This window comes from Arthrobacter sp. B1805 (genome assembly GCF_002929745.1).
Classification (GTDB): domain Bacteria; phylum Actinomycetota; class Actinomycetes; order Actinomycetales; family Micrococcaceae; genus Arthrobacter_D.
On record NZ_PJIQ01000019.1, the window covers coordinates 23,283 to 37,675 of the forward strand.

Annotated in this window: 12 protein-coding genes and 1 pseudogene; 8 read left to right on the top strand and 5 right to left on the bottom strand. The window is 68.1% G+C overall.

What is annotated here, in order from left to right; all coding sequences use genetic code 11:
• Positions 1 to 28: 28 nt before the first annotated feature.
• Positions 29 to 1,273 carry a GAF domain-containing sensor histidine kinase gene (locus tag CXQ96_RS16135; protein ID WP_104119025.1) on the bottom strand — a complete coding sequence of 415 codons (1,245 nt, stop codon included), beginning with the start codon at positions 1,271 to 1,273 and terminating at the stop codon, positions 29 to 31.
• Positions 1,274 to 1,400: 127 nt separating this feature from the next.
• The gene (locus tag CXQ96_RS16140; protein ID WP_104119026.1) at positions 1,401 to 2,825 is read right to left on the bottom strand and encodes a PucR family transcriptional regulator; all 1,425 of its coding nucleotides are present in this window, start codon (positions 2,823 to 2,825) and stop codon (positions 1,401 to 1,403) included.
• A gap of 160 nt (positions 2,826 to 2,985) precedes the next feature.
• On the opposite strand from CXQ96_RS16140, the gene CXQ96_RS16145 reads away from it, so the two are divergent.
• Entirely contained in the window at positions 2,986 to 4,416 is a 1,431-nt protein-coding gene (locus CXQ96_RS16145) for a gamma-aminobutyraldehyde dehydrogenase (protein ID WP_104119027.1), read from the top strand.
• A 28-nt stretch (positions 4,417 to 4,444) separates the two neighbouring features.
• Positions 4,445 to 5,833, top strand: a complete 1,389-nt coding sequence (gene gabT / locus CXQ96_RS16150) for a 4-aminobutyrate--2-oxoglutarate transaminase (protein ID WP_104119028.1) — start codon at positions 4,445 to 4,447, stop codon at positions 5,831 to 5,833.
• Positions 5,834 to 5,901: 68 nt separating this feature from the next.
• On the opposite strand, the gene CXQ96_RS16155 is transcribed toward gabT, so the two are convergent.
• Entirely contained in the window at positions 5,902 to 6,504 is a 603-nt protein-coding gene (locus CXQ96_RS16155) for a GNAT family N-acetyltransferase (RefSeq protein WP_104119029.1), read from the bottom strand.
• Positions 6,505 to 6,634: 130 nt separating this feature from the next.
• Positions 6,635 to 7,306: a TetR/AcrR family transcriptional regulator gene (locus tag CXQ96_RS16160; protein WP_104119030.1), complete on the bottom strand. Its 672-nt coding sequence runs from the start codon at positions 7,304 to 7,306 to the stop codon at positions 6,635 to 6,637.
• A gap of 136 nt (positions 7,307 to 7,442) precedes the next feature.
• Here CXQ96_RS16160 and CXQ96_RS16165 point away from each other — a divergent pair, with 136 nt between their 5' ends.
• From CXQ96_RS16165 to CXQ96_RS16185, 5 genes are all read left to right on the top strand, one after another.
• Positions 7,443 to 8,855: an NAD(P)/FAD-dependent oxidoreductase gene (locus tag CXQ96_RS16165; RefSeq protein WP_104119031.1), complete on the top strand. Its 1,413-nt coding sequence runs from the start codon at positions 7,443 to 7,445 to the stop codon at positions 8,853 to 8,855.
• Positions 8,852 to 9,751, top strand: coding sequence for a universal stress protein (locus tag CXQ96_RS16170; protein ID WP_308662996.1), 900 nt, complete (start codon positions 8,852 to 8,854; stop codon positions 9,749 to 9,751). The genes CXQ96_RS16165 and CXQ96_RS16170 overlap by 4 nt, the downstream gene beginning before the upstream one ends.
• Complete coding sequence (locus CXQ96_RS16175) at positions 9,748 to 11,271, top strand: APC family permease (RefSeq protein WP_104119032.1); 1,524 nt, start codon at positions 9,748 to 9,750, stop codon at positions 11,269 to 11,271. Before CXQ96_RS16170 ends, CXQ96_RS16175 begins: the two co-directional genes overlap by 4 nt.
• Before the next feature lie 82 nt (positions 11,272 to 11,353).
• Positions 11,354 to 12,196 (top strand): universal stress protein, encoded by an 843-nt coding sequence (locus CXQ96_RS16180; protein WP_104119033.1) that lies wholly within the window; start codon positions 11,354 to 11,356, stop codon positions 12,194 to 12,196.
• Between the two features lie 99 nt (positions 12,197 to 12,295).
• Entirely contained in the window at positions 12,296 to 12,817 is a 522-nt protein-coding gene (locus CXQ96_RS16185) for a MarR family winged helix-turn-helix transcriptional regulator (protein ID WP_181036514.1), read from the top strand.
• Here CXQ96_RS16185 and rarD read toward each other — a convergent pair.
• Positions 12,804 to 13,766 carry an EamA family transporter RarD gene (gene rarD, locus CXQ96_RS16190; RefSeq protein ID WP_223263299.1) on the bottom strand — a complete coding sequence of 321 codons (963 nt, stop codon included), beginning with the start codon at positions 13,764 to 13,766 and terminating at the stop codon, positions 12,804 to 12,806. The genes CXQ96_RS16185 and rarD overlap by 14 nt on opposite strands.
• Before the next feature lie 226 nt (positions 13,767 to 13,992).
• Between rarD and CXQ96_RS16195 the strand changes: the two are divergent.
• Positions 13,993 to 14,393 (top strand): annotated as a pseudogene (locus CXQ96_RS16195) (pyridine nucleotide-disulfide oxidoreductase); the annotation flags it as partial.

Sequence of the window (14,393 nt, forward strand, 5' to 3'; positions counted from 1 at the left end):
GGCGGTCGATGCGACGGCCGCGGACGCGTCAGGCTGCCGGCCCCAGGTCCACCGTCACGGTGGTGCCGCCACCCGGCGTCTCCGTGATGCTGATCGATCCCTCGTGCGCCGCCGCGATGCGCGCGCAGGTGGCGAGTCCGATTCCGCTGCCTGCCGGATCGCCGTCGCGCTGCAGCCTGACGAGCGGCTCGAGGACACGGCGCCGGTCCGCAGGCGCTATGCCCTTGCCGTGGTCGATCACGCGGATCACCTGCCGGTCACCGATGTCCGCGACGACCTCGATCCGTGGCGGCGTGCCGGGAGTCGAGTACTTGATGCCGTTGGACACGAGGTTCTGCAGGAGCGCGGTGACCTGCGCCTGGTCCACGTTCAGGTGCGCGTCCTGCAGGGTGACGAGGGCATCGTAGGCACTGCTCAGTGGCAGCACGTCCTGCAGGACCGCGTTCATCATGGTGCTCAGGCGCACCTTCCGGCGGCTGATCGCCCCGCCGATGCGGGAGAACTCGAGAACTTCCTCGACCGTTGAGAGCATGCGGCTGGCGCTGCCCCGGATGATGCTGAAATAGCGGGCGGCGGGACTCGAGGACTCGACGTCGTCGTCCTGTTCGCTGAGTTCGGTGTAGCCGAGGATCGCCGTCAGCGGGTTCTTCAGGTCGTGGCTGACCCGCGCCGCGAAGCTCGCCAGGTCCTCGTTGCTGCGGCGCACCACCTCGAGCGCCTCGACGAGCTGACGGGTCTTGAACTGCAGCTCCAGGACCTCGACCACCTGCCGGGCGAGGATCTCGAGTCCCTCGCGCTGTTCGGGACCGAACTCGAGGCTCCGGGGGGAGAAGACACAGAGGGAGCCGAGGGCGTGGCCGTTCTCGGCGACGAGGGGCACGGAAGCGTAGGACCGCACATCCGCGATCACACCGTTGACGAAGGGGTTGCCGGCGAAACGCGGATCGGCGGAGGCATCTGCCACGGCGGTGATGGACCCGGAGCGGAAGACCTTGGAGCACATCGAGTCCTCCCGGGAGCAGACGGCGGCCTCCACTCCCACGGCGGCGATCTGATGCTGCTGGTCCGCCGTGATGATGTTGATGACTCCGGCGTCCATCCCGCTGACCCGGACGGCGAGCTTCACCAGGTTGAGGAGTTCCGGCGGCGTCTCGTAGTCGGGCTTCTCCACGGGCTTGCCGTCGGCCTCGCCGTACGGCAGCCGGTATTCCTGCAGGACCGCCTGCCGTGCGAGTTCCTGCAGTTCCGATTCGTCTGCCTGAAGCAGTGACATGCATACCCCTGAAGGACTGTGAGACCAGTGAGAACCCAACTATCCCATGCGCGCCAGGTGCCCGCGGTGTTGCTGCCTATTCGTCACGGTCCGTCCGCGGGATCGGTCACGGGTGGCGGGAGGGACGTCAGCCGAGGGACCGGACCCGCAGTGCGAGGTACAGGTGCACCCGGTCGGCGGTCACCGCCGGATCGTACCCGGTCAGTGACACCACCTGCTGCAGCCGGTAGCGGACGGTGTTCCGGTGGAGGTCGAGGTCCGACGCGACGGCTGCGATCGACCCGTCGAGGTCGAGGTAACGGCGCAGTGTCGTCACCAAACCGGCGCCGTGCGCCCGGTCGAAGGCCTCGAGCGGGGTGAGTGTCTCGGCGGCGAGGTCGGCGAGGGGCACGTCCGCGCCCGACATCAGCAGCGAGGTCAGGCTCAGCCTGTCGGCGAGGTTCAAGGCCTGGCCGCGCTGGAGCGCCTCGCGCGCCTCGAAATAACTCCACCGCAGACCGTTCGGCTGGGCGTAGGTGCCACCCACGCCGATGCGGGCCGTCAGGCCGGCACCGTGCAGGTAGCGGCTGAGATCAGCGGGCGCCGGGGCGACCGCCGGAAGGACCAGGACGAGCTGTTCATCGACGAGGGCTGCGGAGACACCGTCCCACCCATCAGGCAGCGGCAGTGTCCGCAGAGCCCTGCGCTGTCCGGACGCCACGTCCACGATCACCACGCCGTGCCGCAGCGTCGTGTCGATGCCCGAACCGGCGAGTCTGGCGGCAGCCTCCGCCCCCGTGAGCGTGCCGCGCACCACGTCCTCGACCAGCTGTCCCGCTGCCCTCCGGGCTCCGGTCCTGTTGCGTGCCTGGTTGGTGAGCTCGACGGAGATCAGACTCTGCGCGTAGTCGACGATCGCGGCGTGCTCGTACGGTTCGGCGATCGCGAGGGTGCAGCGGTCCTTGAGCCCGGTGGCGATGGGCAGACGGTGCCACGGAGCGGAGTTCGACGTCGGGGCCGCTCCCCGCCTGGGCGACGCACCTGCGATGCGTGCACCGTACTGGTGCAGCGCGACGTCGGTGCCGAGCATCGAGGCGAGCTCCCCCAGGAGGGCCGGCAGTCCTCCTGCCCCGAGCAGCGCCGATGCGAGGACGGCATGCCCCTCGAGAAGGTTTTCGAGGCCCGCGTAGTGGTCCGCGGAGAGGGCGTCGGCGACCTTCTTCCCGATCGCGATGAAGGGGACCTCGTACGGCACGCGGAAGACCGGCAGCCCGACGTCATCCGCCTCGGCGACCAGGCTGGCCGGGACCCTGGCGTGAGTGAGGCCCACGCCGAAACCGATGGCCATCGCCCCGGTTTCATGCACCCGGCGGACGAAGGCGCGCTGGGCCGCCCCGGCCTTGAGCCGCAGGCCGGTGGTGAGGACGACCTCCGCTCCGTTGAGGAAGGGCCGGGGGTCCTCCAGCTCCGTCACGGCGACCCATTGGATCGGTTGACCGGGAGGTTCGGCGGCGCCCTCGGCCGAGAGCCCGAGGGCCGGGTCGGACAACAGTTCGACGAGGGTCATGGCCATGGCTCCAGCCTAGACCAGTGCTGTGCTACTGCACCGTCGTCGCTTCCTCGCACTGTGCAGTTACATGTGGCACGGGTTACCTGCCCCCGGTACCGTCGGTTCGATACACGCGGCAGGGCCCCCGTCTGCCGCGACGACATCCCATGAAAGGCACTGCAGCGTGGCTGAGACCCTTCAGAACTATATCGACGGCAAGTTCGTGACGCCGGCCGGAACAGAGCTCCTCGACATCGTGAACCCGACCAACGGGGAGGTCGTGGCGCAATCACCGGTGTCCTCACCGGCGGACGTCGACGACGCGATGCGCGTCGCCGCTCGCGCCTTCACGACCTGGAGGCGAACAACGCCGAGCCAGCGCCAACTCATGCTGCTCAAGCTTGCCGACGCCGTCGAGGGTGCGAGCGAGGAGATCGTCGAGGCACAGCACCGCAACACGGGACAGGTGCGCGAGATGATCGCCGCCGAGGAAGTAGCGGCCGGCGCGGACCAGTTGCGGTTCTTCGCTGGTGCGGCCCGAATCCTGGAGGGCAAGTCCGCCGGGGAGTATCTCGAGGGGCATACCTCCTACGTGCGCCGGGAACCGATCGGCGTCGTTGCGCAGGTGGCGCCGTGGAACTATCCGTTCCTGATGGCGATCTGGAAGATCGGCCCCGCACTCGCCGCCGGCAATACCGTCGTGCTGAAGCCGAGCGATACCACCCCGGAGTCGACCCTGGTGCTGGCGCGCCTCACGCAGGGCATCCTGCCGGACGGCGTCCTGAACGTGGTGCTCGGTACGGGCGAGACCGGTGCGGCCATGATCGAGCACCCGGTTCCGGGCCTGGTCTCCATCACGGGTTCCGTCCGCGCCGGCATCGCTGTCGCGACGAGCGCCGCGAAGGGCCTCAAGCGGGCACACCTCGAGCTCGGCGGCAAGGCGCCCGCCGTCGTCTTCGCCGACGCCGACCTCAAGCGCTCCGCAGCGGCCATCGCGGAGTTCGCCTTCTTCAACGCCGGCCAGGACTGCACCGCGATCACCCGCGTGCTCGTGCAGGAGGATGCACACGACGAGTTCGTCGCCGCGATGGTCGAGCACACCGCGACCCTGACCACGGGCAACGAGGACGACTCGAAGAACTATTTCGGGCCCCTCAACAACATCAACCATTTCAACGCCGTCAACGCCGTCATCGACGCCCTTCCGGCCCACTGCAGCATCGCGGCAGGCGGCAAGCGCGCGGGCGACAAGGGCTACTTCTTCGAGCCGACGATCATCACGGGTGCACGCCAGGAGGATTCGGTGGTGCAGCAGGAGACCTTCGGTCCCATCGTCACGGTGCAGACTTTCGGCACCGAGGAGGAGGCCGTGGAGCTCGCCAACGGGGTGGACTACGCCCTGGCGTCCAGCGTCTGGACGACCGACCACGGAACCGCGATGCGTGTCTCCCGCGATCTCGATTTCGGCGCGGTGTGGATCAACACGCACATCATGCTCACCGCCGAGATGCCGCACGGCGGGTTCAAGAACTCCGGCTACGGCAAGGACCTCTCCATGTACGGCGTGGAGGACTACACCCGGATCAAGCACGTCATGAGCGTGCTGGACGCCTGAGCGTCCCGTCGACGAAAGGAACACTCCCATGACCACCTTCGCAACTACTCCCGGTGCCGTCGCACCGGGCTTCCGGCTCGAGCAGAAGCGCCGGATCAACAGCGACTTCCCCGGCCCCAAGTCCACCGAGCTGGCCGCTCGTCGTGCTGCCGTCGTGGCCAAGGGTGTCGCTTCGGGCGTCCCGGTGTACGCGGCGGACGCCGACGGCGGCATCATCCGCGACGTCGACGGGAACTCCTTCATCGACCTCGGTTCCGGCATCGCCGTTACGAGCGTCGGTGCGTCGGACCCCGCCGTCGTCAGCGCGGTCAAGGAGCAGGTGGAGCACTTTACGCACACGTGCTTCATGGTGACCCCCTACGAGGGGTACATCGCCGTCGCGGAACAGCTCGCCGAGCTGACCCCCGGGGATTTCGAGAAGCGCACCGTCCTGTTCAACTCGGGCGCCGAAGCGGTGGAGAACGCTGTCAAGGTCGCGCGCCTCGCCACGGGCCGGAACGCCGTCGTCGCGTTCGACCACGCGTACCACGGCCGCACCAACCTCACGATGGCGCTGACGGCGAAAAGCATGCCGTACAAGACCAACTTCGGGCCGTTCGCGCCCGAGATCTACCGCGTGCCGATGAGCTACCCCTTCCGCGAGGAGAACCCCGCGATCACGGGGCCGGAAGCGGCACAGCGGGCCATCACGATGATCGAGAAGCAGATCGGGGCCGAGTCCGTCGCCGCGATCATCATCGAGCCCATCCAGGGCGAGGGAGGGTTCATCGTTCCTGCGGAGGGATTCCTGCCCGCGCTGGCGGAGTGGGCCACGGCGAACGGCGTCGTGTTCATCGCGGACGAAGTCCAGTCCGGCTTCTGCCGTACGGGCGAATGGTTCGCCGTGAACCACGAAGGTGTGGTGCCCGACATCATCACCATGGCGAAGGGTATCGCGGGAGGCATGCCGCTCTCGGCCATCACGGGCCGCGCGGATCTGCTCGACGCCGTGCATGCCGGTGGGCTGGGCGGCACCTATGGCGGCAATCCGGTGGCATGCGCGGCGGCACTCGGGGCGATCTCGACCATGAGGGAGCAGGACCTCGCCGGCAGGGCGCGGAGCATCGAGGCTCAGGTCACGCAGCGTTTCGCCACCCTGCAGGCGGAGTTGGGCGATCACAGCATCATCGGCGAACTCCGCGGTCGCGGAGGCATGCTGGCGATCGAGTTCGTCGAGCCGGGCGGCAAGACACCCAACGCCGACGCGACCAAGGCCATCGCCGCCCAGTGCCTGCGCGAGGGTGTCATCATCCTGACGTGTGGCACGTATGGAAACGTGATCCGGCTGTTGCCACCGCTCGTCATCACCGACGAACTGCTGGCGGACGGGCTCGACGTGCTCGAGCGCGCCATCCGCTCGGTCGGCGTCGGCTCGTAGCCGACCACGTTCCGAAGACGAAGGAGGCCCCGCAGCACTGCTGCGGGGCCTCCTTCGTTCTGGTGCGATCAGCCGACCGGGATGAGTGCCTGGAACTGCGGGTGCTCGGTCAGGAAAGCCTGTACGTGCTGGCAGTAGGGGATTGGAGCCAGGCGACGGCGATGCGCACTCAGGAGAGCCTGCCGCACCAGGACGGGCTCGAGGCCGGACTGGCGGTAGGCAGGACCGACGACGGTCTCCAGGAGACGGATTCGCCCGGCACGCATGTCGTACTTCACGTAGCCGACCATGGTGCCGTCGTGGAAGAGCTCGAACCGCGAGTTCACGGGGTTGTCCCGGAACTTCTCACGCAGGTTCTCGCTCTCGGTGCGCTCGGCGGCGCGGGCTTCCCGGTGGGCGAGGAGTTCCACGACGTCCTCGTAGTCCTCCTGCACGCCGAACGGAGGAAAGTCGGTGTCCAGTACGCGGTAGAGCTGATTGCAGAGGATCCGGAGCTCACGGGTGGTGGCGGCGGCCAGGTCGCGGGGGACCTCAGGCACCTCAGGGCCGCGGCTGCCCTGTGTCTCCGGGGGTGCGCTGAAATCGACAGCGTCCGGATCGGACCACGCGGTGGGGGGTCCGGGCTCTGCCCGCCGGGAAGGTGTAGCCAGGGTGAGTGGGGCAACAGACATGACGTACCTCGAGGATTTCGGAGTGGTGGGCCGTTGCTTGACCGTTCTCAGACCTTAACAGCTATCTCGCGTTCCGTAAAGCTAGTCCACTTAGCTATCAGTAGGATGAGGAACCGACGCGGCGCCGGCCTCAGGTCGAGGAGGTCGTCAGTTGCTGATGCAGCCCGGCGATCATGCCGTCCAAGCCCGCCCGGAAGGCGGCGTCCGCAGCGCTCTCCGCACCCGCGGAATCGGTGGCGCTCCGGACCGCCGACGTGAAGATCGGGAACTGGGCCGCGAGGCTACCCGAGTCGAAGATGTCGCCCGGAGCGGCGACGTCGAGCGCCGAGCCGTAGATGAAGGACTCGAGTGCCACGATCGCCGGAACGATCCGGTCCTCCGGCCAGCCTGCGCGGAGGAAACCGGCGGCAACCTCCTCATACATGCGCAGCGTCTCCGCGGCGTCGGTCACGGGCATCACGGCGATGACCGGGACGAGGGGTGCGTGCCGTGCGAAGACCTCGCGGTAGGACCAGGCCCACTGCCTGACCGCCTCGTCCCAGGGTTCCTGATGGAAGGCGCTGAAATCGACCATCGTCATCACATGGTCCTGGACCCACCCGAGCACCTCCCGCTTCGACGCGGTGTGGTTGTAGAGGGCCGAGGGGGCCACGCGGAGCCTCCGCGCGAGGGCCGACATGGTGAGTCCTTCGTAGCCCTCCGTATCGATCAGCTCCAGGGCGGCGCCCGTGATGCGGTCTCTGGACAGGATGCTGCGCGGAGGCCGTCCGGCGCGCCGCGGCCCCGGGGATGCTGCGGTCATGGATCCTGCTTCCTGTTGCGGTGGCGTTAACTCTACGGTCGTTCCCTTCCCTCGCGGGGTACGCATGGCTATAGTAGGGCCAAATAATGAACGCTATTCATTTTGTGGCCTGCGCCATGCTGGCCGGGAGGAACACGTGAACACCATCGAGCGCGACGTCGTCATCATCGGAGGGGGGCCCTCGGGCCTCACTGCCGCACGCGAACTCAGGAAGGCCGGCCATACCGTCGCCGTCCTCGAGGCGCGGGAGCGCGTCGGAGGAAGGACGCACACCGACGTCATCGACGGCGCGGTCCTGGAGGTCGGCGGTCAGTGGGTGTCACCGGACCAGACCGCGCTCATCGGGCTCCTCGACGAACTGGGACTCGACACGTTCTCCCGCTATCGCGAGGGGGACTCCGTCTACATCGGCCCCGGCGGGGAACCCGTCCGGTACAGCGGCGAGATGTTCCCCGTCGACGACTACACGCGCGAGGAGATGGAACGGCTCGTCGGGATCCTCGACAGGCTGGCGGCGGAGGTGGGACCGGAAGCGCCCTGGAACCACCCGGACGCGCGTGCCCTCGATACCGTCTCCTTCCACCACTGGCTGCGGCAGCAGTCCGACGACGAGGAAGCCTGCAACAACATCGGCCTCTTCGTCGCCGGCGGAATGCTCACGAAGCCGGCCCACTCCTTCTCCGCGCTCCAGGCGATCCTCATGGCAGCCACCGCGGGTTCCTTCTCCAACCTCGTCGACGAGGACTTCATCCTCGACAAGCGTGTCGTCGGCGGCATGCAGTCCGTCTCGGAGCGGATGGCGGCCGAGCTGGGGGACGACGTCGTCCTCGGGACGCCCGTCCGGACCCTGCGCTGGAGCGGGATGGACGGCCGTGACACCGTCGAAGGCGTCACCGTGGTCTCGGACACCACGACGGTGCACGCGCGCTACGCCGTCGTCGCCGTTCCGCCCAACCTGTACTCGCGCATCAGTTACGAACCCCCGCTGCCGCGGCGTCAGCACCAGATGCACCAGCACCAGTCACTGGGGCTCGTGATCAAGGTCCACGCCGTCTACGCCACCCCGTTCTGGCGCGAGGAAAGGCTCTCGGGCACAGGGTTCAGCGCGGAGTCGATCGTCCAGGAGGTGTACGACAACTCGAACTACGAGGACCCGCGCGGCACGCTGGTCGGTTTCATCTCGGATGAGAAGGCCGACGCGATGTTCGAACTGCCACCGCACGAGCGCCGGGAACGGATCCTGGCCTCGATCGCCGGGTTCCTCGGGCCCCGGGCGCTCGAGCCCGAGGTGTACTACGAGTCCGACTGGGCCTCGGAGGAATGGACGCGGGGAGCCTACGCCTCCAGCTACGACCTCGGCGGGCTGCACCGGTACGGGCGCGACCAGCGCACCCCGGTGGGTCCCATCCACTGGTCCTGCTCGGACATAGCGGCGGAGGGGTACCAGCACGTCGACGGCGCGATCCGCATGGGGCAGCGCACCGCGGCGGCCGTCCATCGCGCACTGGCCGCCGGCCTGCAGTCCGCCGGCACCGCGACGGAGGCGTGATCGTGCGCTATATCGTCGGGTACACGGCGGATGAGCGCGGACACGACGCAGTGTGCCTCGCCGTCGCCCTCGCGCGCCGCCAGGACGCGACGCTCGACCTCGTCCTCGTCATGCCGGAGCACTCGATGTATGCCGGCACCTACCCGCCGGACAAGGGCTTCGACACCCTCCTCACGCAGCAGATGCGGCAGTGGATGGACCAGGGGCTCGCACTCGTGCCCGACGACGTCGCGGCACGCGGCGTCGTCGTGCGCGCCGAGTCCAACGCGGAGGGCCTCATCCAGGCAGCGGAGGACACCGAGGCGTCACTCATCGTGATCGGAGCCAGCTCCCGCGGGATCGGCAGCCGCTTCAGTATCGGCAACGTCGCGCGGAGCCTGCTGCACGCCTCACCCGTACCGGTGGCGCTCGCACCGAGGTCCTACCGCCGCACGGATCCCGTCACGCGGCTCACCTGCGCCGTCGGGCGTCGTGCCGGGGCCGACGACGTCGTCTCGGTCGCGGTGTCGTCGGCCCAGCGGCGGGGCCTGCCGTTGCGGCTCGTGTCCCTGGTCGCGCTCGACGCGGGCCAGCCCGACGCCGGAGGGGCCGAGGACGAAGCGAACCGCCGGCTCGCGGAGGCGGCGTCGTCCCTCGCCGCCGGAGGCCGGGTGAGCGTCGAAACGGCCCGGGGCGCCTCGATCGAGGAAGCCATCGAGGCCATGGCCTGGGACGAAGGGGAAGTGCTGCTGGTCGGATCCAGCCGCCTCGCGCAGCACATGCGGATCTTCCTCGGTTCCACGGCCAACAAGATCCTGCGTACGCTGACCATCCCCATGGTCGTCGTCCCGCGTACGTACGCAACGTCCGGCACCACTTCCGGCCCGGGCTCCTTACCTCCAGAGGCGGACGCATGAGTATCGACGAGACAACACAAAGGGGAACAGGGCTCAGCAGGAAGGGCCTGGATTCCGGGACGGTCGGCCTGCTCGGCGCCGTCGTGATCGGGGTGTCCTGCGTAGCCCCCGCCTACACCCTCACCGCGGCCCTCGGGCCCACCGTCGCAGAGGTCGGGGTCAACCTCCCGGCGATCTTCCTGGTGGGCTTCATCCCCATGCTGCTCGTGGCCCTCGGCTACCGCGAGCTGAACAGTGCGATGCCGGACTCCGGAACCTCCTTCACCTGGGCCACTCGTGCCTTCGGGCCCTGGGTGGGCTGGATGGGCGGGTGGGGGCTCATCGCCGCCACCGTGATCGTGCTGTCCAACCTCGCCGCGGTTGCCGTGGACTTCTTCTACCTCATGCTGTCGCAGGTCCTGAACGACCCCGCCATCGCGGACCTCACCCTGAACCTCCCGGTGAACATCGCGACGACGCTCGTGTTCATCGCGCTCGCGTGCTACGTCTCGTACCGCGGCATGGAAGCCACCAAGACCGTCCAGTACGTGCTCGTCACCTTCCAGCTCATCGTGCTCGCGTGGTTCGCCATCGCGGCCTTCGTGCATGTCGCCAACGGCACGGCGTTCGACGCGACGGCCATCAGCGCCGACTGGTTCAATCCCTTCGCCGTCGGTTCGTTCTCCGCCTTCGCCGCCGGCGTCTCGCTGTCCATCTTCATCTACTGGGGTTGGGACGTCACCCTCACCATGAACGAGGAGACCACCAACCCCCGGAAGACGCCGGGCCGGGCGGGAGCACTGACCGTCGTCGTGATCGTGGTCATCTACCTGACCGTCGCGCTCGCGACCCTCGCCTTCGCAGGGGTCGGTGACGGCGAGCTCGGCGCGGGCAACCCGGACAACCAGGAGAGCATCTTCGCGACCCTCGCCGGTCCCGTCATGGGCCCGTTCGCCATCCTCATGTCCATGGCCGTCCTGAGCTCCTCCGCCGCATCCCTCCAGTCCACGTTCGTGTCTCCGGCCCGTACGCTCCTCGCGATGGGCCACTACAGGGCGCTGCCGAAGGGCTACGGTCGCATCAGCCCGCAGCACAAGTCCCCGAGCTTCGCCACGTTCGCCGCGGCGGTGGCCGCCGCCGGGTTCTACGTGTTCACCCGCCTGGTCTCGGAGAACGCACTCTGGGACACCATCACGGCGCTCGGCCTCATGATCTGCTTCTACTACGGCATCACAGCGCTCGCCTGCGTCTGGTACTTCCGTGCACAAGCGTTCTCGAGCGTCCGGACCATGGTCCTCCGCTTCCTCGCCCCGTTGCTGGGTGGGGTCATCCTGCTGGTCATGTTCGTCAAGACGGCCATCGACTCGATGGATCCTGCGTACGGCTCCGGATCGGAGCTGTTCGGCGTCGGGATGGTGTTCATCCTCGGGATCGGGGTGATCCTGCTCGGGGTCGTCCTGATGCTGGTGTGGTCGCGCATCAATCCGGCGTTCTTCCGGCAGGAGATCCTGACGCAGGGCTCTGCGGCGCCGCAGGACTGACCATCCGGTCGGGGGTGCTGCGCTAGAGTAAACCGACTGTGCGGCACCCCCGCCGTCCGTCCGCATCCGAGAGGAGTCCGTCGTGCGCTACGTCGTCGGCTATACCGAGAATGACCGCGGGCAGGACGCCCTCGAACTGGCCACGTCGCTGGCCCTCACGCAGTCGGCAGCCATCGATCTCGTCACGGTCCTCGACTGGCCGCAGGACGGCAGTGTCGCGCCCGGCAGTCGCCGCGCCCAGGAGGCGCTCGATCGAGCCAAGGAGAGCGTGCCCGACGGCGTCGAGGTCAGCACGCACCTTCGCCTCGCCGATTCCTTCGCCCAGGGGCTGCTCGAGATGGCCGACGACGTCGAGGCGGGTCTGATCGTGATCGGAGCGTCCAGCAACGGATTGCTGCGCCGCTACACGGTGGGAAGCGTCGCCAACGCCGTCCTGCACAGTTCCACCGTTCCGGTGGCTCTCGCCCCGAGGGGTTACCGCCACCGAGCCACCTTCACCCGCCTGACCTGCGCGGTCGGTACGCGCGCCGGCGCGGAGGGAGTGCTCGACGTCGCGGTCGAATCGGCTGCCCGGCGCGGCCTTCCGCTGCGCTTGATCTCGCTCGTCGCGCTCGACGTCCAGGAGGCCCCGGAGTCCGGCGAGGCCATCAACAAGGCGCACCAGCACGCGCACTCGGTGCTGGCACGCGCCGTCGAACAGCTGCCCGAGGGCCATGAGGCCTCGATCACGGTGGCACACGGCCGCACCATCGAGCAGGCCATCGACGACATCGAGTGGGACGCAGGGGAACTCGTCATCGTGGGCTCGAGCCGACTGGCCCAGCACCGCCAGATCTTCCTCGGAACGACGGCGAACAAGATGCTGCGCGCCCTGCCCGTCCCCATGGTCGTCGTCCCGAGGGACTGGGTTCGCACTCCCCGCTGATCCTCATGCTGCGGCGCTCGGATGGCCGTCGTCCCGTCATGCTGAGTAATGCTGCGGATTCCGGGTCCGCGGCGCCGCGCCCGTGCCTACTATTCGGCCATGGAAGGACACGACGGAGCCGCGGGAGGAGCTGAACGCCGGGCCGTGCTCGATCTGGTCGAGGAGGCGGCCGGCGCGATGTGCCGCAGCGAGCAACGCGTCTGCTGGGCTCTCGCCCGCGGCATCGAATCGGACATGGAACCTGCCGCGTACAGCGTGCTGTCAGCGGTTCGCCTGGCCGGGTCCTGCCGGGTCACCGACCTGAGCGCGACTCTCGGCATGAGCAGGTCCGCCGTCAGTGGCCACGTGGCCGCCCTGCAGCGGCTCGGGCTCGTTGAGCGCGGCAGCACGAGCGGCGACGAGCGGTCCCAGCCGGTCGCCCTGACGGAGGAAGGAAGGCGTCGCGTGGATCACGCGCGCGGGGCCAGGCGCAGCTACTTCCGCAGGCAATTGGAGGGGTGGAACCAGGCGGACGTCCTCGACCTCGCCGAGTTGCTCTCCCGGTTCAACGCCTCGTACCTGGGTGCCGAGGTCGCCGACGTTGCGGCACCCTCGGTTCCGGGAGCCGTCAGGCGGCCGTGACCGCCGGCTCCGGGGCCTGTGCCGGCCGAGGCTGACGGCGCACGGTCCGCAGCATGTCCACGGTGAGGAGGATGAGCCCCACCCAGACGAGACTGAACCCGATCCACCGCTCGAAGGGCATCTCCTCGCCGAGGACAAGGAGCGCGAGCAGGAACTGGAGGACGGGTGCCAGGTACTGCAGGAGTCCGATGGTGGTCAGCGGAAGGCGCCGGGCGGCAGCACCGAAGAAGATCAGCGGAACGGCCGTGATGACCCCCGAGGCCGCCATGATCCAGAAGTGGCCTGCGCCCTCGGTCAGCAGGGTTGCTGCGCCTGTCGAGCCGAGCCAGAGCATGACGCCGGCTGCGATCGGAGTCAGGACGGCGGTCTCGATGCTCAGACTCGATACGGCGTCCACGCGGGAGCCGACCTTTTTCTTGACGAAGCCGTACAACCCGAAGGAGAAGGCCAGGGTGAGGGCGATCCACGGAACGGAGCCGTAGCCCACGGCCAGGACGATCACCGCGATGATTCCCATGCCGATCGCGGCCCACTGCAGGGGCCTGAGCTTCTCGCGCAGGACGATCACGCCCAGCAGCACGGAGACGATGGGATTGATGAAGTACCCCAGGGAGGCCTCGATGGCCTGTCCCGAGGTGACCCCGTAGGTATAGACGAGCCAGTTCACGGCGATCAGCAGCCCAGCAACGGTCAGGGTTCCGACGATCTGCGGGGTGCGAAGAGCTGTGAGCACGGGCTTCCAGGACCGCAGTGCGGTCAGCAGTAGTGCGCAGAAGAGAAGCGACCAGACGACGCGGTTGGCGACGATCTCGATGGGGCTGGCAGGAACGAGTACCAGGAAGTAGAGCGGCAACAGCCCCCATAGTCCGTACGCTCCGACGCCGAAAAGGATGCCGACCGAGTTCTCGCTCCGCGCCGGACGCTTGGTCTTTCCGCCTGTTCCACTCACGACGGCGGCAACGGGGAGTCGAGGCGCTTTTATTCCCGTGCGCTGATCCGCAGTGCGTCACCCGCCACTCCGCCCGCTCCCTGGCAGGAGCGCGGCTGCGGGGGAGGAGATCCCTACCACTGTTTTCGGCGGTGCCAGCCGACGGCATTTAGAATAGTAAAGCGTGCGCTTATTCCGCGCCATGCTATCCACCAGGGAGCAATTCCACCGGGAAGAGGGCTAATCAGTGTCTACCTCAGCTGCGGCACGGCCGCTGCGGGTCGCGATCATCGGGGCCGGACCGGCGGGTGTCTATGCCGCCGACATCCTGACGAAGTCGAACGAAGTACAGGGCGGCGATCTCGGCGTCAGTATCGACCTGTTCGACCAGTACCCCGCACCGTACGGGCTGATCCGCTACGGGGTCGCTCCTGACCATCCCCGCATCAAGGGCATCGTGAACGCGCTGCACAAGGTACTGGACCGGGGCGACATCCGATTCCTCGGGAACGTCAACTACGGCAGGGATCTCACGCTGTCCGACTTCCGTCGTTTCTACGACGCGGTGATCTTCGCGACCGGGGCGATCAAGGACGCGGACCTGAACATCCCCGGTATCGAGCTCGAGGGCTCGTTCGGCGGCGCGGA

What these genes read in the sequence shown, in the direction of transcription:
- CXQ96_RS16175 (WP_104119032.1), top strand. Translation starts at nt 9,748, where the DNA reads ATGAGTATCGACGAGACAACACAAAGGGGAACAGGGCTCAGCAGGAAG.
- CXQ96_RS16135 (WP_104119025.1), bottom strand. Translation starts at nt 1,273, where the DNA reads ATGTCACTGCTTCAGGCAGACGAATCGGAACTGCAGGAACTCGCACGG.
- CXQ96_RS16140 (WP_104119026.1), bottom strand. Translation starts at nt 2,825, where the DNA reads ATGGCCATGACCCTCGTCGAACTGTTGTCCGACCCGGCCCTCGGGCTC.
- gabT (WP_104119028.1), top strand. Translation starts at nt 4,445, where the DNA reads ATGACCACCTTCGCAACTACTCCCGGTGCCGTCGCACCGGGCTTCCGG.
- CXQ96_RS16185 (WP_181036514.1), top strand. Translation starts at nt 12,296, where the DNA reads ATGGAAGGACACGACGGAGCCGCGGGAGGAGCTGAACGCCGGGCCGTG.
- CXQ96_RS16155 (WP_104119029.1), bottom strand. Translation starts at nt 6,504, where the DNA reads ATGTCTGTTGCCCCACTCACCCTGGCTACACCTTCCCGGCGGGCAGAG.
- CXQ96_RS16160 (WP_104119030.1), bottom strand. Translation starts at nt 7,306, where the DNA reads ATGACCGCAGCATCCCCGGGGCCGCGGCGCGCCGGACGGCCTCCGCGC.